The sequence below is a fragment of the Pontibacter amylolyticus genome (assembly GCF_014638845.1).
Taxonomy (GTDB): Bacteria; Bacteroidota; Bacteroidia; order Cytophagales; family Hymenobacteraceae; genus Pontibacter; species Pontibacter amylolyticus.
On the sequence record NZ_BMFP01000009.1, the window covers coordinates 1 to 21,782 of the forward strand.

Genomic DNA, 21,782 nt, shown 5'->3' on the forward strand with positions numbered 1-21,782 from the left:
TATAGGTATAGGTATAGGTATAGGTATAGGTATAGGTATAGGTATAGGTATAGGTATAGGGCGGGACCTTACAGGTATTTCTCGAATAGCAGTGATTTAACCTTTTCCATACCGGTACTGGCCTTTTCTTCGAAGAGGTGCAAGTTGGGGCGTGGGCGCACATAGGGGAGGTTGGGGTCCACCACCAGAACAGGGGCTTCGTCAGGCACCAGGTCTACCAGTCCGGCGGCGGGGTATACGACCAGTGAGGTTCCTACCACCAGAAAGATATCGGCACGCATAGTTTCCTCCATCGCCTGTTCCATCAGGGGCACGGGCTCTCCGAACCACACAATGTTAGGCCGCAGCTGTGACCCACGCGCGCATTTGTCGCCCAGGTTCAACTGCCAGCCTTCTATCGGGTAGATCAATTTCGGATCAAGGGTACTGCGGCTTTCAAACAGTTTTCCGTGCAGGTGAATGACTTTGGTGGAGCCAGCGCGCTCGTGGAGGTCGTCCACGTTTTGCGTGATGATCTTCACATCAAAGTCCTGCTCCAACTCAGCCAGAATCTTGTGACCGGCATTGGGCTGCACGCTATGCGCATTCTTGCGGCGCTGGTTATAAAAGTCCAGCACGAGTTCCGGGTTTTTGCGCCATCCCTGTGGAGAGGCCACTTCCATCACATCGTGGCCTTCCCAAAGACCGTTCGCGTCGCGGAAGGTGGCAATGCCGCTTTCTGCGCTTATACCTGCTCCCGAGAGCACCACGAGTTTTTTCTTGGCCATTTGGATTTAAAGTGGTTTGTTCATTTTTACTGGCTATGATATGATCAGGTTTAATCCGCTTGCTGCCACGAACGAAGCTGATACCTATACCTATACTTGTGGGTGTAACAAAAAGAAGCCGCTCGGTTTGGAGCGGCTTCCTATAAATTACTTCTTCTTTGGTGCGGAAGCTTTTTTGGCTGCCGGCTTCTTAGCTGCTGGCTTTTTCGCCGGAGCTTTTTTAGTAGCCAGTTTTTTTTCGGCTGTGGCAGTTTCCGTCTTTTTCTTGAATCCGCCGCGACCTTTCTTTTCCGGTGTCTGCTCGGCCAGATCCAGGCATTCCTGCAGGGTCAGCTCAGCGGGCTCTTTGCCTTTCGGGATCTTCACGTTCTTTTTGCCCACCACAATGTAGGGACCATACCTGCCGTTGAGCACCTGCACCTCCGGATTCTCCGGGAACGCTTTGATCAGTTTTTCTGCATCTGCCTTGCGTTTGGCTTCGATCAGGGAAATTGCCTCCTCAGCCGTCACCGTCATCGGGTCCATTGTCTTTGGCAGGGAATAAAACTTGCTGGCATGGCTAATGTAAGGACCGAAGCGACCGATGGCGGCCTTCATCTCCTTCTCTTCATACACACCCACTATGCGAGGCAGTTTAAACAGGTCCAGTGCATCCTCCAGTGTCAGGCTCTCGAGGAACTGGCCTTTGCGCAAACTGGCGTAGACTGGCTTTTCGCCAGTTTCTGTATTTTCTTCACCCAGCTGCACATAAGGGCCAAAACGACCCAGCTTTGCGATGATCTGCTGGCCAGATACAGGGTCTATACCGATCACCCGTGCCCCGGAAACATCGGCACGGTTGATGTTTTCGCTGTTTTCGATGCGCTCATGGAATTTTCCATAAAAGTTCTCCATCATTTGCTCCCATTCCTGTAGCCCTTGAGCGATCTCGTCAAACTCGGCCTCTACGCGGGCCGTGAAAGAGTAGTCGATTACGTTAGGAAAATGCTCAACCAGGAAGTCATTCACCACCATGGCGGTATCGGTAGGGAAGAGTTTATTTTTCTCGGCACCCGTTATCTCTGTTTTGGTCTGGGAGGTGATCTGGTCGCTTTTCAGGGTCAGCACGTTGAATTTGCGCTCTTTCCCTTCGCGGCTGTCTTTCTCCACGTACCCACGCTTCTGGATCGTTGAGATGGTAGGGGCGTAGGTCGACGGTCTGCCGATCCCCATTTCCTCCAGCTTTTTCACCAGGCTGGCCTCCGTATACCTTGGGGCAGGGCGGGAGTAGCGCTGTGTCGCCTGCATCTGGCGCAAGCCAAGCGTCTGGCCAATGCTCAAGGGCGGCAACATGCCTTTCACATCCTCGTCACCGCCTTCTTCATCGTCCTTCGACTCGATGTATACCTTCAGGAAACCTTCGAACTTAATCACCTCGCCAGTAGCCACCAGTTTGTCCGGTTGCGTGGAAATATCAATGGTCGCGGTTGTTTTCTCTATTTCGGCGTCCGCCATCTGGGAGGCGATCGCCCGCTTCCAGATCAGCTCGTACAGGCGCTGTTCGTTGCGGTCGGTGCTGGCAGTCAGTTGCGAGAAATCGGTTGGGCGAATGGCCTCGTGCGCTTCCTGTGCTCCCGATGATTTGGTTTTGAAGCGGCGCGTCTTCACGAACTTCTCCCCAAAGGAATTGCGGATGGCGTTGGAAGCACCCTGTATCGCTTCGTCGGAAAGGTTGAGGGAGTCTGTACGCATGTATGAGATCTTACCGGCCTCGTACAGGCGCTGTGCTACCGTCATGGTCTGCGCTACAGAGAAGTACAGCTTGCGGCTGGCCTCCTGCTGCAGGGTGGAGGTGGTAAAAGGAGGAGCGGGGCTACGCTTGAGCGGCTTGGTCTCGAGGTTGCCGATGGTATAGCTTGCCCCGATGCAGCGCTGCAGAAAAGCCTGCGCCTCTTCTTCCGTCTTGAATTTTGTCGGCAGTTCGGCTTCCAGGGTCTTGCCCTGCACATCGAACTGGGCTGTGATCCGGAAAGTCGGCTCAGCGTTGAATTTCTCAATCTCTCGCTCGCGCTCCACCACCAGACGCACCGCTACGGATTGCACACGTCCGGCGGACAGACCGGTTTTGATCTTCTTCCAGAGTACCGGCGAGAGCTCAAAACCTACCAGGCGATCGAGCACCCGGCGGGCTTGCTGTGCGTTCACCAAATCCATGTCGATCCCACGCGGAGAGCTGATGGCGTTCAGGATGGCATTTTTGGTGATCTCCCGGAAAACAATGCGGCGTGTTTTGGCTACATTCAGGTCGAGGGCCTCGGTCAGGTGCCAGGAAATGGCTTCTCCTTCGCGGTCATCGTCCGATGCGAGCCACACGGTTTCGGCTTCCTTAGCCAGTTTCTTTAACTGTGATACTATTTCCTTTTTGTCGCTCGATATCACATAAGTCGGTTTAAACTTATTTTTGATATCGATGGCGTTGTTGTCTTTAGGCAGGTCCCGCACATGGCCGAAACTCGATTTCACCACAAAATCTTTTCCCAGGTATCCTTCAATCGTTTTGGCCTTGGCCGGTGACTCGACTATGACTAAATTTTTTATCATCCTTTATAATTAGGGGCAATTCGTTTGAATTTTGCCCAAAGTTCAAATTTTTTTTCAAACATATACAACCTGAAATTGATAACATAGGTTTAACATGCCAACATTGTCTTCACGAAAAGGCTGTTTTTAGTAGCTTAAACTATCTATACGGACCACTTTTATATTTATATGCAACGATTGTTAGTCATTTGCCGGCACGCTGAGCCAAATGATCCTTTCCCGCTCCAGCCTGACTTTGAACGGGAACTTACTAAAAATGGGCAACACCAGGCACGTCTCACCGGCAAATGGCTCCGTGATACGTTCCAGAAAGTTGACTCTATTTTGAGCAGCCCGGCCCCCAGAGCCGGTTTAACGGCCAGGCTGGTAGCTCAGAAACTTTATTTTGACGAAGAGCGGATCGAGTACGTGCCTGACTTTTACAATGCACGTGAAAGTGTGCTCGTCAACATACTGGCTAAACTCCCTGACAATGTCACACGGGTACTGGTGGTGGGGCACAACCCGGGTATAACGAGTCTGTCGCGCACCCTGACAGGCGAGCACGTTGGTTACCTGGAGCCGTCAGGGGCTTATGCCATTAAGCTGGAACTTGCCACCTGGAAGGAGTTGCATGTAACTAGTGGGAAGCTGGAGGCGGAGTTCACACAACCATAATCCCGGAACTGCCCCTGGTGACATTATTTGTCAATTTTTTTTAATAGCTTTAAACACTCTTATCTTTTTGCACCTATACCTGATCATCATAAAGCTGGATGAAAACCAAAATAGTAGCCGTTATTAACCAAAAAGGCGGCACAGGCAAAACGACCACCACCATCAACCTGGGCAGCGCCTTAAGCAAACAGGGGCACAAAGTCCTGCTGGTTGATCTCGACCCGCAAAGTAACTTATCGTACAGCCTGGCTGTTTCCTCGCCTGACCAGACGCTGGCCGAAGCCTTTTTAGGGACCCAGAACATAAAAGATATCCTGATCGAAAAAGACGGCCTTTGGGTAGCTCCGGGCTCCAACGAACTGGTGGATGTGGAGATATCGCTTGTATCGCAGCCGGACCGGGAACAGTTCCTGAAAACCATGCTGCAGCAGGTCAAAGGCTTTGATTATGTGCTGATTGACTGTCCACCTTCGCTCTCCGTCCTGACCCTTAATGCGCTGACGGCAGCGCAGGAGGTGCTTATACCTTTACAGATGGAGGTGCTGACCCTGCAGGGCCTGGACCAGATTATGCAAACGATCGCGAAAGTAAAAAAAGCCTTTAACCCGAAACTTAAAATTAAGGGAATCGTAGTGGTCATGTTTGATGTGCGTCGCAAGCTGAGTCAGGAAGTGCTTGCCTACCTGCAGGAGAACGTGAAAGAGAAGATTTTCGACAGCCAGATCAGGCTGAATGTGAAGCTGGCCGAAGCACCCTCCTTTGGAAAAAGCGTGCTGGATTACGACAGCTCCTCTAACGGGGCGAAAGATTACGCCGCACTCGCCGCCGAATTCAGTCAAGCATAACAGGAGATTGCAGAAAATCGCAATTTTTTGAGTAAATTGCAGTAACATTCCCTTTGTACTGTTCAGCCGGTCAGCTAAAACTGATGCTGACGAAGGGCCGAGCAGTTAACAAACCCCATACAACCCTAAACATATGGCCTTAGGTAAAAATTTGAAGCTGAGCAAAGACAAGCTCATCAGTGACGTAGAAACCAGCCAACCAGAGAAAGCGACTCCTTCGCGCGCAAAAGCGAAACAGCAGATGCCAGCTGCCACTACGACTGTGGACGAGAGACAGGAGACGCCTCCAGCAAAACAGGAAAGCGCAAATTCCACTGCTCCGGCAGGCAGAGTTGATGCCCCGGATGCCGCTGCCAGAAAAGAAACGGGCACCAGCACGATTGCAGTTAAGAGCGCTCCTAACGGAAAGCAGAGCCGCAAACAGGTGCTACCCTCTAGCCCGGAATACATAAGCGAACAGCTAAACAAAGTGCTTTATGCCCTCGATGCCTTCAAGAAAGGAGATATCTCGGTGCGACTAACCAAACAGAACGACGACATTTTCGCCGAGATTGCCGAAGCCTACAACTCGATGGTGGAAATGATCGGTGGTGTAGGTGGTGAGGTGTCGCGTATCTCGAAAGTGGCCGGTGTGGAGGGTAACCTGAAAGCCCGTGCCTCGGCCGAGAATGCTTCCGGTTTCTGGAAGGACATGATCAACAACATCAACGGCCTGGTGGACTCCATCGCGGTTCCAGTACTTGAAGTGGGTAAAGTACTGAAGAACATCTCGCGTGGTAACCTGGACGAAACATTCCAGATCCCTGTATCGGGTGACTTCAAGGTCATGGCCGAAACCATCAACCGCACGATCGACAACCTGAACCTGTTTGCAGGTGAAGTAACACGTGTGGCGCTAGAGGTGGGTACCGAGGGTAAACTGGGTGGCCAGGCATCGGTGCCAAACGTGGCCGGTGTATGGAAAGACCTTACCGATAATGTAAATACGATGGCCAGCAACCTGACCTCGCAAATGCGTGACATCTCGAATGTGGCGACTGCGGTGGCGAAAGGTAACCTGGCCCAGAAAATATCAGTGGATGTGCGCGGTGAGTTTGCCCAGCTGAAGGACAACATGAACCAGATGGTGGACTCCCTCAACATCTTCGCTGACGAAGTGACGCGTGTGGCACGTGAGGTAGGAACGGAAGGACGCCTCGGTGGCCAGGCCAAAGTGCCGAATGTAGGCGGTGTATGGAAAGATCTCACTGACAACGTGAACACCATGGCAAGCAACCTGACCTCTCAGATGCGCGACATTGCCAACGTATCCACGGCGGTAGCGAAAGGCGACCTGACACAGAAGATCACGGTGAATGTGCGTGGTGAGATGGCTGAGTTGAAAGACATCATCAACCAGATGGTGGACTCGCTCAACATATTTGCCGGTGAGGTAACAAGGGTTGCCCGTGAAGTGGGTACCGAGGGTAAACTGGGCGGACAGGCAGCTGTACCAAATGTAGAAGGCACCTGGAAAGAACTCACTGACAACGTGAACCTGATGGCCGGCAACCTGACCCTTCAGGTACGCGACATTGCTGAAGTAGCGACTGCGGTGGCGAAAGGTGACCTGACTCAGAAAGTGTCTGTAGACGTGAAAGGGGAGTTGGGTGATTTGAAGGATATCCTGAATGAAATGGTGGACCGACTGAATGTGTTTGGCGCGGAAGTAACGCGTGTGGCACGTGAGGTAGGTACAGAAGGTATACTGGGCGGACAAGCCGACGTGCCGAACGTGGCGGGTATCTGGAAAGAGCTCACCGACAACGTGAACTACATGGCCTCCAACCTGACGCTGCAAGTGCGTGACATTGCCAATGTGGCAACCGCCGTAGCGAAAGGTGACCTGAGCCAGAAGATCACGGTAAATGTGAAAGGCGAATTGGCCGATCTGAAGGAAAACCTGAACCAGATGGTGGACTCGCTCAACATCTTCGCTGACGAAGTGACGAGAGTGGCCCGCGAAGTGGGTACGGAAGGACGCCTGGGTGGCCAGGCTTCCGTGCCAAATGTTGGTGGGGTATGGAAGGACCTCACCGACAACGTGAACACCATGGCCTCCAACCTGACCCTGCAGGTACGCGACATAGCCAACGTAGCGACTGCGGTGGCGAAGGGCGATCTGGCGCAGAAAGTGTCTGTGGATGTGAAAGGTGAATTGGGCGAGTTGAAGGAAAATATCAACCGCATGGTGGACTCCCTGAACATCTTTGCCGGTGAAGTAACCCGTGTGGCCCTTGAAGTGGGTACCGAAGGTAAGCTCGGCGGCCAAGCCACTGTACCGAATGTGGGCGGAGTTTGGAAAGACCTAACGGATAATGTAAATACCATGGCCTCTAACCTGACTACACAGGTGCGAGGTATAGCCAAAGTAGCAACTGCCGTGGCGAAGGGTGACCTGAGCCAGAAGATCACGGTGGAAGCGCGTGGCGAACTTCTTGACCTGAAAGAGAACCTGAACCAAATGGTGGATTCTCTTAACGTATTTGGTGATGAGGTAACGCGTGTAGCCCGTGAAGTGGGTACCGAAGGTAAACTGGGCGGACAGGCCAATGTGCCGAACGTAGCGGGAACCTGGAAGGACCTGACGGACAACGTAAACTACATGGCTTCTAACCTGACATCTCAGGTGCGTGATATTGCCAAGGTAGCGACTGCGGTAGCGAAAGGTGACCTGAGTCAGAAGATCACGGTGGAAGCCCGCGGTGAGATTTTGGATCTGAAGGAGAACCTGAACCAGATGGTGGACTCGCTCAACATCTTCGCTGACGAAGTGACAAGAGTGGCCCGCGAGGTAGGTACAGAAGGACGCCTGGGTGGCCAGGCCAACGTACCGAAAGTACGTGGCACCTGGAAGGAGCTGACCGACAACGTGAACACCATGGCCTCCAACCTGACGCTGCAGGTACGCGACATTGCCAAAGTTGCCACCGCGGTAGCGAAAGGCGACCTGACGCAGAAAGTGTCTGTGGATGTGAAGGGTGAGCTGAATGAGCTGAAGGAAAACATGAACCGCATGGTGGACTCGCTCAACGTATTCGCCGGTGAGGTAACCCGTGTGGCCCTGGAAGTGGGTACCGAAGGTAAACTGGGTGGCCAGGCCAACGTGCCAAACGTAGGCGGCACCTGGAAAGACCTGACTGACAATGTAAATACCATGGCCTCTAACCTGACCACGCAGGTACGAGGTATAGTACGCGTGGTAACGGCCGTATCAAAAGGTGACCTAACCCAGAAACTGACCCTCGAAGCAAGAGGAGAGGTGGCTGAGCTGGCTGACACGATCAACACGATGGTGGTTGACTTGAACCGCTTGGCGGGTGAGGTTAGCCGTGTGGCGAGAGTAGCGGGTGTGGAAGGGAAACTGACCGAACGCGCAACGCTGGCCGGTGTAGGCGGCAGCTGGAAAGAACTGGTGGATACGCTAAACGACTTGCTGGAGTCCATTGTGACGCCGGTACTGGAAGTATCCCGCGTAGTGCGTGCCATTTCTGAGGGTGATCTGACCCAGAAAGTAGAGGCCCATACCGCTGGTGACATCCTGGACATGGCCAATGCCCTGAACCTGGCGGTTGATAACCTGAATGCCCTGTTGGGTGAGATCAATGACTCATCGCTGGTAGTAGGAAGCTCTTCAGAAGAAATGGCTGACAAAGGTCTTGAAATGAACCGCGTAACACTCGATGTGGCACTTGCCATGCAGCAAATGGCGGAAGGTGCCCAGAATCAGGCCCTCAAGACGGACCAGGCCTTTAAGTTGATTGAGGAAATCATGAAAACCACGAAGGACACGGCAGCTCGTGCAGAGGTGGTGAACAAATCAGCCACACTGGGTGAGGAAACTTCTCAGCTGGGTCTGAAAACAGTGGCGGAAGTGGTGAAGAACATGGAAGAAATCTCCAGTTCAGCTTCGCTTACCTCTAAAACAATTGAAGTACTAAGCGCCCGTTCGCAGGAGATCTCCAAATCACTTGGAGTGATTACCGATATTGCCGCGCAGACAAACCTGCTTGCCCTGAACGCAGCCATTGAGGCAGCCCGTGCCGGTGAGGCAGGACGCGGATTCGCAGTAGTAGCCGAAGAGATTCGTAAACTGGCCGAGGGATCACGCAAATCTGCGAACGAGATCAATACGCTGGTAGAAGACGTGAAAAAAGATACCGCCTCTGCCGCAATGGCGATCTCGACCATGGAAGGACGTGTATTGAAAGGAAAGAATGCGACATTCGAAGCATCCGGCGCCTTCAAGAACATTGCCGCTTCCTCTGGTGAAACGCTTCGTTCGGCACAGGACATCCTGACAGCGACTGAAGTACAGAAATCTTCGATCGGAGACGTAGTGAAGTATGTGGAAGAAGTAGTAGCGATTGCCGAGCAAACGGCCTCCGGTACACAGCAGGTGGCAAGCACAGCCAAGCAGCTATCCGCTTCGATGCAGGAACTTACTTCGTCTTCGCAGAACCTGAATGACATCGCCGCGGACCTGCAGATCAGTATCTCCGCCTTCAAACTGGTGGACGGTAACCTGGTGTTCAACCACAGCCCGAATAATCGTCGTCTGGCTTCTATGCCTACCAAGCCGAAGCAAAAGCAGTTGGCAGGCAACTCCCGTCTGAGCTCTGTTAGTTCCAGAAATAAAAACAGCGAGGACAACAAATAAACCGTTCCGGACTGATGAAAGAAAAGACAAGCAAGAAAGAGGAACAGTCAGCAGCAGAAGCTGTTGCACCCGGACAGGGTAATACAGCTGTGGCTGCCGCGGCTCCCGCTAAAGAGAGTTTGCCCAAGCCTGAAGCTGTGAAGGAAGAGATGATTCACCTGATCGTCTTTAAGCTTGGCTCTGAAGAGTATGGTATTAAGATAGACCAGGTAAAAGAGGTGACGGTCACACCAAATGTGACCCGTATGCCGCGAACGCCTGATTTTATCAAAGGGGTGGCCAATATCCGGGGTGACATTATCGCCATTATGAATCTGGAGGAGCGTTTTGGCATACGCTCCGTTCCACTGGCCAGTGACGTGAATCCACACATAACCTATACCCTGGTGATCGAAGCGAGGGAATACAGTATAGGTGTGATTGTGCGCGAAGTGCCACAGTCCCTGAACCTCTCGATGACCAAGATTGACAAGACTCCTTCGTTTTTGCAGGATATCAATATCCACGAAAACTACATTGAGGGCATTGCCAAGGTGAACAACCGCCTGATCATCGTACTGGACATGTACAAAATCCTGACCCAGGATGAGATAAGGGAGCTGAAAAATAATTAAAGAAATTCATTCAAATTGAAGCTATACTTTAAAGTATGAAAAGAATTCTGATTGTAGATGACTCCTTCTACATGCGCACCATGCTCAAAAACATGCTCACAGATGCAGGTTATGAGATCGTTGGGGAGGCTCCAAACGGGCAGACGGCGCTGGAACTGGCAAAGGAAACTAATCCGGACCTGATTACCCTCGATGTGATCCTGCCTGACAATACGGGACTTGATGTGCTGAAGGGCATCAAAGCCGAGCAGCCTGACATGAAAATCGTGATTGTGAGCGCCGTAGGGCAGGAAGTGATTGTAAACGAGGCACTCGAGTACGGTGCTCTTTCTTATATCGTTAAGCCTTTTTCAGAGGAGCGGGTACTGGAGGTTGTGAAGAAAGCGCTGGAAGAATAGCTATATTCTGACTGTAGGAGTACTCATTGTTGGCAGAAGGAAAGGAGTCGTACTTTGAAAGGACAGAATAGCAGGCTGAAAGTTCTGGTTGCTGACGGATCTAGTCATGCTCGCCTGGTTCTTGAAAGCATTCTCAGTTGTTCACCTGATCTGGAAGTGATAGGGCTTGCTTCTAACGGAGCACAGGTGCTGGAAACTTTGCGCCGCAGAAAAGCAGACGTCATACTTGCTGCTGTGGATCTTCGGAAAAACGAGCACTTACTGGTCTTCAAGCAGATTTTCAGCGAGTGCCCAACCCCGATCATCATGCTGGTGGAGAAGGACCAACTTAGTCTGGAACTCCTACAAGAGGCAATCGGCCTGGGTGTTTACGGGGTGATCCTGAAGCCTGGCCCTGCGGCAAGACCAGCCTACAGGACCAAGGCAGAGGAGATCTGCAGGAAAGTGGCCGCGGTGCGGGACTCGGAATACTGGGATCCTAAAAAGCGCCTGAGCATGCTGAGAGAAGAAGCACAGCTCTTGCCCAAACCGGCGCAGAACGTGTCCCGGAACGCGACGGCAGACACCATCATTGTGATGGGCGCGTCAACGGGCGGAACGCAGGCAGTGGAGCAGATTATCAGGCAATTGGACCCGACGCTGAACGCTTCTGTTTTGGTTGCCATACACCTGCCGCCGAAGTTCACGCACACGTACTCGCGCAGGCTCAAGGGAATGACGGACCTGACAGTGATGGAGGGTCGTACAGGTTTGATCCCTAAACCCGGTAAAGTGATTATAGCCCCCGGGGGTAGAAATATGATTGTACAAACTGTGATGGGAAATGCCTCAAACCTCAAGATTGGCTTTAGTGAAGAAGAAGGGCATGATCTGCCGTCGGTCGATCAGCTGATGATAGCGGTGGCGCAGAGTGGCGTACGACGCGTGATAGGTGTGATTCTGACAGGTATGGGCAAAGACGGCACAGCAGGCGTAATGGCCATATCACAGCGGGAAGGGGGGCATGTCATAGCACAGGACGAGGCGTCGTCGGCCATTTTTGGGATGGCCAAATCAGCCATAGAGAGCGGTAAAACCGACAAAGTGCTGCCTTTGTCAGAAATAGGCCAATACCTGAACCGGTATGTGGCAGCAGGACAGCAGCAAGTCAGTACAACTGACGTGAATTCATGAAATCGAGAGAGCAGGAGTATAAAGAGATATTTATAGCAGAAGCGCTGGAATACTACGACGCCCTTAACAGGCTCATCAGCGAACTGGAAAAAAAACCGCAGGACGATCGGGTGCTGGCGGAGATATTCCGTATGCTCCATAACCTGAAGGCGAATGCAAAGGCGATCGGTTACCTTCAGATCTCAGACGTATCGCATAAGCTCGAAACAGCATTTGGCCTGATCCGCAACAAAGAGCTGAGTTTCAGTGATGAAGTAGTGGGCGTTCTGTTCGACGGGATCGACCTGCTCGGTGAGCTGATCAAGAACATTGACAGCGAACGGCAGGTGGAAATTGACCCGGTCCTAATCCGAAACCTGGATATCGTGGTCGACAGTCTTTCGGACAGCACGGTTGAGCTGGCCAAGGTGCAGAAGTTCAGCACCTCCCGCAACCTGACGCTGTCCGATCTGATTTACATTCAGGTCAAAAAGCTGGACCACCTCATGAATCTGGTGGGGGAGCTGATCATTGACCGGGACCGCATTCTCTCGCTCAGCCGCGAGCTGGACAATGATGAGCTGAAGGTGGTGAGTTCACATTTGTACCGCATTACAGAGGACCTGCAGTACAGTGTGATGGATGCGCGTCTGGTAAGTATCGGCACGCTGTTCAACAAATTTCCGAGAGTCGTACGTGATATTTCGACTGCCGAGAAAAAGGAAGTCAATCTGGATCTAAGTGGTCAGGATATTCAGATTGACCGCAATATTCTGCAAATTATGACAGACTCGCTGCTGCACCTGGTGCGCAACGCGATCACGCACGGCATCGAGAAACCGGTACAGCGGTCGAAGGTGGGTAAACCGAAAGTCGGTTCGCTGCAGCTCTCCGCCCGCAGCGACCGCGAAAGTGTGATCATCACCCTGACTGACGACGGAAGAGGTATAGACGTCGGGAAAGTGAAAAGAGCCGCTGTCGATCGGCATCTCGTGCCAGCAGACGTTGCGGACGGCCTTCCGGACTCAGAAGTGTATTCTTTCCTGTTTGAGCCTGGTTTCTCACTGGCCAAGGAAGTGACAGAGTTCTCCGGACGGGGCGTTGGGTTGGATGTTGTGAAGAATGCGATCGATTCAATTGGTGGTCGCATACGTATAGAGTCTGAGAAAGGAAAAGGGACCTCTTTTATACTGCAGTTACCAACTTCCATTGCCGTTAAGGGAGCCCTTTTATTTGAAATTGACAATATTTTTTATGCCATCCCACTGATCCACACCGATTCCGTGGTGGCGCTGGATAAAGATGAACTCCACGAAGTAGGAGAAGTGCTCGTCGCCGACATTAAGGGAGAAACCGTAACGGTCGTATACCTGGACGAGCTCCTGAACATGGAGGAAAGCCAGATGCGCCTGGGAGATAAAACCCGGTTAAAGGGACAGGTACAGAACATTATCATTGTGACGTACAACAACCGCAAGCTCGGCCTGATCGTGGACAAGCTCTACCGGCAGCAGGACATTGTGGTAAAGCCACTCAGCAAACCGCTGGATAGCATTGATTTATATGGCGGTGTAACGCTGCTGGGCACAGGCAAGGTCTGTCTCGTGCTGGACGTGCCCGCTATTACTAAGTACTTTGTGAACAAAAGATGAGGAACTGAGGCGATGGATTACGAAACTTATAACACGACGAACATGATGGATACGCATGTAACCGAGTTGGAAAAGGACATCATTAAAGAAATCCTGAATATAGGACTGGCACGCGCCGCCGATTCTTTTGCCACCATAGCCAAAGATAAGGTCATGCTCAAGGTGCCCGACGTGCAGCTGATAGAAGTAAAAGACCTTATTTCGCTCATCGGCAAATATGAAAACTCGCACTTTATCATCCAGTCCGATATTAAGGGAGATTTTAATGGCGCCACGCTCATGCTCTTTTCAGATGAGCACATCACACTGCTTTCCAACGTATGCCTCAGCATGCTGAATGTGCAGAAGGGTGAATTAAACGTGATGCAGGAGTCGCTTCTACTCGAAATCAGCAATATTATAACAGGCGCCCTTGTTACCCAGTTGGCTAACATTCTGAAGAGCAACATCTACGGCTCGCCTCCAAAAGCGCCTAAAAGCCACATTGCAAACTCCCTAAAGGATATCCTGGTACAGCACCCCCTTTTCCAACCACTCGTGTTCACGGTTATCACCAAGTTTCAGCACAATTCAAAAGACATAGAACTTCCCCTGCTGCTGTTCTTCGATACGAGCACCCTTATTAAGATGCTAGAAATCATCAGAACGTTTAAGGTATAAACAGCCTGTCGTATACCTGCTTATACCTTTTTGAGATAAAAATTCTGACGAGCTATACCTGCCTGGTTTACCACAGCAGGTATAGCTCGTCCGCTTTTTAGGCCATCCTGTGCTCATGAAGGGGGCGCCTCGTACCGGTCTAACTCAAAGGTGTTGTTTGATTATAGCGTCAGTTTTCGTTTTTTTGCATTTTTATATTCAAGAAACCACAGAGTCAATTAATGAACGCATTAGGAAGACACATTTTAGTTGAATTTTACGATTGCTCTCCTGAACTGATGAACGATGTGATCCACATCGAGAACAGCATGGTAGCCGCTGCCGAAACCGCCGGCGCCACTGTCATCAACAGTACTTTCCATCACTTCTCGCCCTACGGTGTATCTGGCGTGGTGGTAATTCAGGAAAGCCACCTGGCCATCCATACCTGGCCTGAGTATGGCTATGCAGCCGTAGACCTGTTCACCTGTGGCGATTCTGTTGACCCATGGGTTTCGTATACCTATCTGAAGGAGGCCTTCCAGTCAGGCCATGGCTCTTCGATGGAGCTACGACGCGGCCAGTTGAGTCTTTTGAAACGCAACGACTTCAACCTGGAGACACTTCGCGACTCATCTGCCAAAACCATAGAAGCCGACGGTTCCATTACAAGGGATGTTTGGTTCACCGAGCGTGACGAGAACATTGCTTTGTCGCTGAAGCATACCGGCAACCAACTCTATAAGAAAGACTCCGAATACCAGCGGGTAGAGATTTACGAGACGCTGGCGTATGGCAACATGCTGACGCTGGATGGCATGGTGATGTGCACGCAGAAAGATGAGTACGTATACCATGAGATGATTACACACGTACCGATGCTCAGTAACCGGTCTGCCAAACGCGCCCTGGTAATAGGCGGCGGTGACGGCGGTACCGTACGCGAACTGCTGCGCCACGAGCAGCTGGAGGAAGTAACGCTGGTAGAGATCGACGAACTCGTAATCGAGGCCTGCAAACTGCACCTGCCGGAAACAGCCGTGGCCTTCGAGAACCCACGTCTGAACCTGCTGATTGAGGATGGCATCAAGTATATTAAAGAGTGTGACGATGAGCACTACGACCTGATCATTGTAGACTCTGCTGATCCGGTTGGCCCGGGTGAGGGCCTGTTTACGGCAGCGTTCTACCAGGAAGTATACCGCTGCCTGGCAAAAGACGGGGTGATGATCACGCAAAGTGAGTCGCCTCGCTTCAATTCGGCTGTATTTGTTGAAATTTACGACACCTACAAGAAGATATTCGGACAAGATAAGGTATACTGCTACCTGGCGGCCATACCCACTTACCCGACCGGCACCTGGAGTTTCTCGTATTCAGCAAAAGGCGATGCCAGGCCTTTGCAATTTGATGCAGAAGCAGCAGCAGCGTTCTCCAAAAAAGAGGGCCTCAAATATTACAATGAAGAAGTGCATGCGGCTGCCTTCGCGCTCCCTAACTTTGTGAAGGAGCTTTTAAACACTAAACCTGAACATGTAACTGATGAGTACTCAGCAGAACCAATCAACCAATAGCAAGCAACAGAAGATCGCAACCTTTGACCCGAACGGGGTGGGCGACGTGAATGGCGGCCTTTTCGGTTTGCCTTTTACGATAGAAGAATCAGAGGTGGTGCTTATACCTGTGCCCTGGGAAGTAACGGTTTCCTACAGTGCCGGCACAGCGGCGGGACCGCAAGCCATCAAAGACGCTTCCCCACAACTGGACTTGTTTGAACCCGCCATCAAAGACGCCTGGAAACTGGGTATAGGGATGGAGGAGATCTCTGAAGACTGGGCCGTTGTAAGTGATAACCTGCGCCAGCGCGCCGAGAATTACATCAACTGGTTGGAAGATGGGAGTCCGGAAACGGACAGAGCGGAGTTTGAGAACCTGCCAGCCGAAGTGACTGAAAAAGGAGAGGAGCTCCTGCAGTGGCTGAAGTCAAAGGCGCACCACTACCTGGACCAGGGCAAGCTGGTTGGCGTGGTAGGCGGCGACCACAGCACGCCGCTTGGCTTGATGCACGCGCTGGCTGAGCGCCACGAGGAATACGGTATCCTGCAGGTGGATGCGCACGCCGATTTACGCGATGCCTATGAGGGCTTTAAGTATTCGCACGCTTCCATCATGTTCAATGCGCTGCAACTGCCGCAAGTTAAAAAACTGGTGCAGGTGGGTATACGCGACATCTGTCAGGCAGAAGCCGAACTGGCCAATCAGTCGAACGGACGTGTGACTATTTTCTATGACAGTGTGCTGAAAGAGAACATGTATGCTGGAGACAGCTGGAAAAAAGAGTGCAAGAAGATCATTGCCCAGCTTCCTCAGAAGGTATACATCAGCTTTGACATAGACGGTCTGGACCCGAAGCTTTGTCCTGCCACCGGTACACCTGTGCCTGGTGGTCTGGAGTTTGAAGAGGCCGTATACCTGATCAAAGCGCTTGTAAAGTCAGGTCGCGAGATCATCGGCTTTGATTTGTGCGAGGTAGCACCGGGCGAGAGTGAGTGGAATGGCAATGTGGGGGCGCGTCTGCTTTACAGGCTGTGCAACTGGATGGCTGTATCGCAGAAGCGCCTGGAAGTGCAGTAGGCTTACCTTTATTCCCAGTTTGCCGTATAGCGTGGTAGAAATAATATACTATCACTATATATCGAGACGAAATGGGAATTATTATTAAGATTTTACTAACTGGTGTAGCCGCCCTATTAGCCGCTTACTTACTGCCAGGTGTGCAGATCGACGGGTTCGGAGCGGCATTGATTCTGGCCGTTGTACTGGCCTTGCTCAACGCCGTTGTTCGTCCCATATTGGTCATCCTGACCATACCTGTCACTGTGCTGACACTGGGTTTGTTTTTGCTGGTGATCAACGCGCTCATCATCCTTCTAGCCGACTATCTGATAGGAGGCTTCGATGTGGATGGTTTTCTTTGGGCCCTTATCTTCAGCTTGGTACTGTCGCTTATAGAAGCGGTGCTGGACATGATTTTCTAATCAGAATTACACGTAAAGCAGAAAAGCCCCTGATACAAATCAGGGGCTTTTCTGCTTTCTATACCTGGGTATTAACGGGCCATCCAGGCTTCGCAGGCGTCCGCGCACTCACGGCAGGCTTCTGCGCATTTCTGACAGTGATCATGGTCATGTTTGCCACACTCCTCTGCGCACAGACGACAAATTTCGATGCACTCTTTCATCACGTGCTTGGCATGGGCCGAGTCGCGGGCAACGAAGCGCGCGGTAAGGGTACAGATGTCGGCGCAATCCCGGTCGAGCATAATGCACCGTACCATCATTTTAACGTCGTCTTCCTGCAAACAAGCGGTGGCGCAGGTCTCGCAGGCGGTAATGCATTTGATGAGCACGTGCTCTAAGTCATTGGTTCTTTCAGATTTCATAGCTTCTGGTTTATAAGTTTCATACTTCCATAAAGTACGGCTGTGTGGGGCCATTGTTGGTATATCTGAAACCTATACCTAAAACAGGAACCAATTTCACACTGAGAATGGTTAACTTTGGGTTCAGAAAAGCAAATCTATTTCGCATCGTTACACTTTCTACAGAGCATGAGTTTAGGTATAAGAGAAGCGCGTGAGGCATTAAAACTGTATTTTGGCTATGAGCAGTTCAGGCCGATGCAGGAGGAGATCATCACCAACATTCTGCAGCAGAAAGATGTGGTGGTGCTTATGCCGACGGGTGGCGGTAAATCTGTCTGCTACCAGGTGCCTGCCGTGGTCATGCCCGGTCTGTGTGTGGTGGTATCGCCGTTGATTGCCCTGATGAAGGACCAGGTGGAGGCGCTTCTGGCCAATGGTATACCTGCTGCGTTCCTGAACAGCTCGCAGACGGCGGATGAGCAATACAAGATAGAAGAGAAAAGCCTGGCAGGGCAGATCAAATTGCTGTATGTTTCTCCTGAGAAACTGCTTTCCGCAGGTTTTTTTTCATTCCTGAAAAGATTGCAGGTATCCCTTTTCGCGGTGGACGAGGCGCACTGTATCTCTTCCTGGGGCCACGACTTCCGGCCGGAGTACACCCAGCTACGCGCCCTCAAGCAACAGTTCCCTACCATACCTGTGGTGGCGCTGACTGCCACTGCCGACAAGCTTACTAAAAAGGATATACAGGAGCAGCTGCAATTGCGACAACCCGAAGTGTTTGTGGCTTCTTTTGACCGGCCCAACATCAACCTCACGGTGCTGCCCGGACAAAATAGATTCAACAAGATCACAGATTTCCTGTCACGTCGTACCGGACAGCCGGGCATCATATACTGCCTGAGTCGCAAAGCGACGGAGAGTCTTTCAGGCAAGTTGCGCGAGAACGGGTATAATGCCACTTTCTACCATGCCGGCATGAACGCGCAGCAGCGTTCAAAAGCACAGGAGGCCTTTCTGCGCGACGATGTGCAGATCGTTTGCGCTACCATCGCCTTCGGTATGGGCATCGACAAGTCCAATGTGCGCTGGGTGATCCACTACAATCTGCCTAAAAACGTGGAGGGCTACTACCAGGAGATCGGCCGGGCCGGCCGCGACGGAGCCAAATCGGATGCCCTCTTATTCTACAGCTTTGCCGACGTGATGAATTTGCGCTCGATGCTGTCGGATAATGACAAGGCGCAGAACGAACTGCAACTGGTGAAGTTGGAGCGTATGCAGCAGTTCGCCGAGGCCACCTTCTGCAGAAGGCGCATCTTGCTGCAGTACTTTGGGGAGGGCATGACCAGGGACTGCGGTAACTGCGATATTTGCCGCAATCCTCCCAGCCGTTTTGACGGTACCCTGATTGCCCAGAAGGCTCTGTCAGCCATCGCACGCTCACAGGAAAAACTCAACATGAGCCTCCTGGTGGACGTGCTGCGCGGCTCACGCAACAGCCAGGTGATGGCCGGCGGGTACGATCGCATCAAAACCTATGGGGCTGGTCGTGATATTGGCACCCTGGACTGGCACCGCTACCTGCATCAGATGCTGAACGCAGGCTTGATTGAACTGGCCTATGACCAGAACTATACCTTAAAGTTGACGGAACAGAGCAAGCAGGTTCTCTTCGAAGGCCGTCAGATAGAGCTTGTGAAATTTGAGGATGCCAAGCAGCAGACCGAAACGCTGCAACGAGAAAAACCAAAACGCGAAATCATCAAGGATGCCTTGTTCGAACGTCTCCGGGCTTTGCGCAAGCGCCTGGCCGATGCTCAGAACGTTCCGCCTTATGTCGTGTTCACCGATAGCACACTGCAGGAGATGGCAGCTGAGAAGCCGGCGAATCGCATTGCCATGTTGGCGATCAGCGGGGTAGGAGCCCAAAAGTTCGAGCGCTACGGACATGATTTCATCAATGAGATCATTGCTTTTCTAACCGAGGAGCAGGCGAAAGGCAGTGCGATCAAAGGGGCAACCCACCTGGTTACTTGGGAGGCGTATCAGCAGGGCCTCAGTCCGGAGGAGATAGCAAGGCGCCGCAATCTGAACCCCGTGACGATCTATTCGCACCTCGCAACTTTGTTGGAGCAGGGCTACGATGTGCCGGTACACGATTTTGTGTCGAAGCGTGAGTACGAGGCGATTACAGAAGCTATTGAAAGACTTGGCAAGGATGCAAAACTGAAGGATTTGTTCGAGCACTTAGAAGAACGCTATGAGTACTTTAAGATCCGACTGTCGGTCGCCATGTACAAAATGCAATACGCCTGGTGATTCAATTGCACGTGACTGGAAAAAAAGAAGGCCGCTCTACACTGAGCGGCCTTCTTCTTTTTTAATGATAGGTATACGAATTACTCCACTGAAGCAATCGGGTCTGGCCAGCTGTCCTTGTCGCCATTCACGGTACCTTGTGAAAACACTTCGCCACGAAGCAGCAGAATACCGGCAACGTGCGGCGCTGCAAGGGAAGTGCCACTTCCGGCGCTGCCGATACCACCACCTATGCGTGTGGAAGTTACGCTCACGCCCGGAGCGGCGTAGTCAACTGGTGCACCGTAGTTGGAGCTTGACCAGAAATTCTGATAGCGGTCCATGGCAGAAACGGTGTACACACCGGTCGCATTCACACGGGCAGGAGAGTTTACCGAGCAGTCGGTCGCGCTGTTACCAGCTGCGATGGCAAACAGAATTCCTCTGCTAGCCGCCGTCGTCACAGCATTGTCCAGCGTGCTGGAGATGCCTGCTCCCAGGCTCATGTTTACCACATCACCAGGCTTAGCCATGTTTACCACATAGTTAACGGCGCTGATAGCGCGCGACACTGTACCATAGCCTGTGTTATCGAATACGCGAAGGGCCACAACGGTTGCATTGGCAGCTACACCCACCATACCGGTACCATTGTTTTTAGCGGCGATGATACCAGCCACACTCGTGCCGTGGCCAAAGCCATCCTCAATGGAGGCATCACCATAAATAAGCGACGCACTGCGCTGAAAGTCCACATTCAGGTCCGGATGATCTGTATCGATACCAGAGTCGATTACCCATACCGTTTTGCCGGTACCGTCACCAAAGCCGTTCATCGCAATGTGCCAAGGCAGTGTTTCGCCTTCAAGGGGCGTTATTTTAGCATAGGGGCTGTTGGTTGGCTGCTCAGGTTCCGGCTCCGGGCTTGGCTCAGTAGGAGCAGGTTCGGTTGGCACAGGCTCAGCCGGTGTTGGTTCTGTAGGAGTAGGTTCGGTTGGAGCCGGTTCAGTAGGCGCAGGCTCAGTAGGCGTAGGCTCGGTAGGCGTAGGCTCCGTTGGGGCTGGTTCAGTTGGTTTTTTCTTGCCGTTGCCCTTTGTAGTCGTATCCGTGCTACCGTCTTTCGTTTTGCCACTGTTACCCTTTGTTGTCGTATTCTCGGTGCCAGGCTTCGCAAGCATAATGATACGGTCTTGCTCTACATAAGCCACCTCCGGGTTACTGCGCAGTTGCTCCAGCTGATTTTTGGTCAGGCGGGCTGCAAAACCGTTCACATTGCCTTCAAAAGTTTGCTCTATAGCATCACGCTCTATACCTGAGGCAAGCATCATTCGCTCACGGAGCGCCACTGTGGCAGCACGTCCGGCTATGGTCATAGCGCTCACACCCGTTGCGCTCAAACTGCCGGAACCGTTTTTAAAAACCACGATGTACTGGCCAGGTATAGCCTGTCCGTGTTGTGCGTTTATCTGAACAGAATCCGATTGAAACTGCTCCTCCATAAAGTCTTCTTTCTGACAGCTGGATAGGGTGAATACGGAAGCCAGTGCTAAACCTGACAACGCCTTAAATAGTGTAGAATTGTTCATCATATAAGTTTGGTTGGATTGGGTAAATAATTGAATTAATTTTTCACAATGCCTCGTAACAACACGAGTTTTTAAAAAGTTTAAGGCAGGTCAGAAATTGTAAAAAATTTATGCTGGCTTAAGATTTAGCAGAGCAAGAAAGCCCTGTCTACATTTTAAAATGTGGATTCTTGAAGATTTAGATCTCGTATGGAGAGGGGCAGAATGTAAGGTTTTAGTAGATTTTTATCATATAATATACGTTATCAGTTACTTTTCACGAAAGATAATTGGATAAAAAGTAAGAATGCAAGTTTTTGTGCAACTAAATTTTAATTGCATTATCAAGAGGTGTTTTATAAGTAATTAGAATAATTTTGCATCATTAAAATTGCATTATAGGGCTATGTATAGGTTTTTATAAATATAACTAAAAATTACAACAAATATTTGCTAATAAAATTAGTATAATACGTATGTATTTAGTAA

At 51.4% G+C, this 21,782-nt stretch carries 16 protein-coding genes; 12 read left to right on the forward strand and 4 right to left on the reverse strand.

The genetic code is table 11. The features are described 5' to 3' along the window. Window positions 1–68 precede the first annotated feature (68 nt). The gene (locus IEV97_RS18495) at window positions 69–767 is read right to left on the reverse strand and encodes an SIR2 family NAD-dependent protein deacylase (RefSeq protein WP_188502982.1); all 699 of its coding nucleotides are present in this window, start codon (window positions 765–767) and stop codon (window positions 69–71) included. 147 nt (window positions 768–914) lie between these two features. Beyond that, a complete protein-coding gene (gene topA, locus IEV97_RS18500) occupies window positions 915–3,347 on the reverse strand; it encodes a type I DNA topoisomerase (RefSeq protein ID WP_188502983.1) in 2,433 nt (810 codons plus the stop codon). A gap of 168 nt (window positions 3,348–3,515) precedes the next feature. On the opposite strand from topA, the gene IEV97_RS18505 reads away from it, so the two are divergent. From IEV97_RS18505 to IEV97_RS18555, 11 genes are all read left to right on the forward strand, one after another. After that, entirely contained in the window at window positions 3,516–4,004 is a 489-nt protein-coding gene (locus IEV97_RS18505) for a SixA phosphatase family protein (RefSeq protein ID WP_188502984.1), read from the forward strand. Window positions 4,005–4,102: 98 nt separating this feature from the next. Then, window positions 4,103–4,849 (forward strand): ParA family protein, encoded by a 747-nt coding sequence (locus IEV97_RS18510; RefSeq protein ID WP_188502985.1) that lies wholly within the window; start codon window positions 4,103–4,105, stop codon window positions 4,847–4,849. Window positions 4,850–4,982: 133 nt separating this feature from the next. After that, window positions 4,983–9,548 (forward strand): HAMP domain-containing protein, encoded by a 4,566-nt coding sequence (locus IEV97_RS18515; RefSeq protein WP_188502986.1) that lies wholly within the window; start codon window positions 4,983–4,985, stop codon window positions 9,546–9,548. 14 nt (window positions 9,549–9,562) lie between these two features. Then, window positions 9,563–10,162 carry a chemotaxis protein CheW gene (locus IEV97_RS18520; RefSeq protein WP_188502987.1) on the forward strand — a complete coding sequence of 200 codons (600 nt, stop codon included), beginning with the start codon at window positions 9,563–9,565 and terminating at the stop codon, window positions 10,160–10,162. A gap of 35 nt (window positions 10,163–10,197) precedes the next feature. Then, on the forward strand, window positions 10,198–10,560 hold the full coding sequence (locus tag IEV97_RS18525) for a response regulator (RefSeq protein WP_188502988.1): 363 nt from the start codon (window positions 10,198–10,200) through the stop codon (window positions 10,558–10,560). Between the two features lie 54 nt (window positions 10,561–10,614). After that, window positions 10,615–11,733, forward strand: a complete 1,119-nt coding sequence (locus tag IEV97_RS18530) for a chemotaxis protein CheB (RefSeq protein ID WP_188502989.1) — start codon at window positions 10,615–10,617, stop codon at window positions 11,731–11,733. Continuing rightward, window positions 11,730–13,364 carry a chemotaxis protein CheA gene (locus tag IEV97_RS18535; protein WP_188502990.1) on the forward strand — a complete coding sequence of 545 codons (1,635 nt, stop codon included), beginning with the start codon at window positions 11,730–11,732 and terminating at the stop codon, window positions 13,362–13,364. The genes IEV97_RS18530 and IEV97_RS18535 overlap by 4 nt, the downstream gene beginning before the upstream one ends. Window positions 13,365–13,406: 42 nt before the next feature. Next, the gene (locus IEV97_RS18540) at window positions 13,407–14,024 is read left to right on the forward strand and encodes a chemotaxis protein CheC (protein WP_188502991.1); all 618 of its coding nucleotides are present in this window, start codon (window positions 13,407–13,409) and stop codon (window positions 14,022–14,024) included. A 221-nt stretch (window positions 14,025–14,245) separates the two neighbouring features. Further along, window positions 14,246–15,577, forward strand: coding sequence for a polyamine aminopropyltransferase (gene speE / locus IEV97_RS18545; RefSeq protein WP_188502992.1), 1,332 nt, complete (start codon window positions 14,246–14,248; stop codon window positions 15,575–15,577). Then, window positions 15,546–16,637: an agmatinase family protein gene (locus IEV97_RS18550; RefSeq protein ID WP_188502993.1), complete on the forward strand. Its 1,092-nt coding sequence runs from the start codon at window positions 15,546–15,548 to the stop codon at window positions 16,635–16,637. The genes speE and IEV97_RS18550 overlap by 32 nt, the downstream gene beginning before the upstream one ends. Window positions 16,638–16,708: 71 nt before the next feature. Further along, on the forward strand, window positions 16,709–17,041 hold the full coding sequence (locus tag IEV97_RS18555; protein WP_188502994.1) for a phage holin family protein: 333 nt from the start codon (window positions 16,709–16,711) through the stop codon (window positions 17,039–17,041). Window positions 17,042–17,112: 71 nt separating this feature from the next. On the opposite strand, the gene IEV97_RS18560 is transcribed toward IEV97_RS18555, so the two are convergent. Continuing rightward, window positions 17,113–17,445 (reverse strand): four-helix bundle copper-binding protein, encoded by a 333-nt coding sequence (locus IEV97_RS18560; protein ID WP_188502995.1) that lies wholly within the window; start codon window positions 17,443–17,445, stop codon window positions 17,113–17,115. Between the two features lie 168 nt (window positions 17,446–17,613). Here IEV97_RS18560 and recQ point away from each other — a divergent pair, with 168 nt between their 5' ends. Further along, window positions 17,614–19,749, forward strand: a complete 2,136-nt coding sequence (recQ, locus tag IEV97_RS18565; protein ID WP_188502996.1) for a DNA helicase RecQ — start codon at window positions 17,614–17,616, stop codon at window positions 19,747–19,749. Window positions 19,750–19,829: 80 nt separating this feature from the next. Here recQ and IEV97_RS18570 read toward each other — a convergent pair whose 3' ends face one another. Beyond that, complete coding sequence (locus tag IEV97_RS18570; protein WP_188502997.1) at window positions 19,830–21,317, reverse strand: S8 family serine peptidase; 1,488 nt, start codon at window positions 21,315–21,317, stop codon at window positions 19,830–19,832. Window positions 21,318–21,782: the final 465 nt, after the last annotated feature.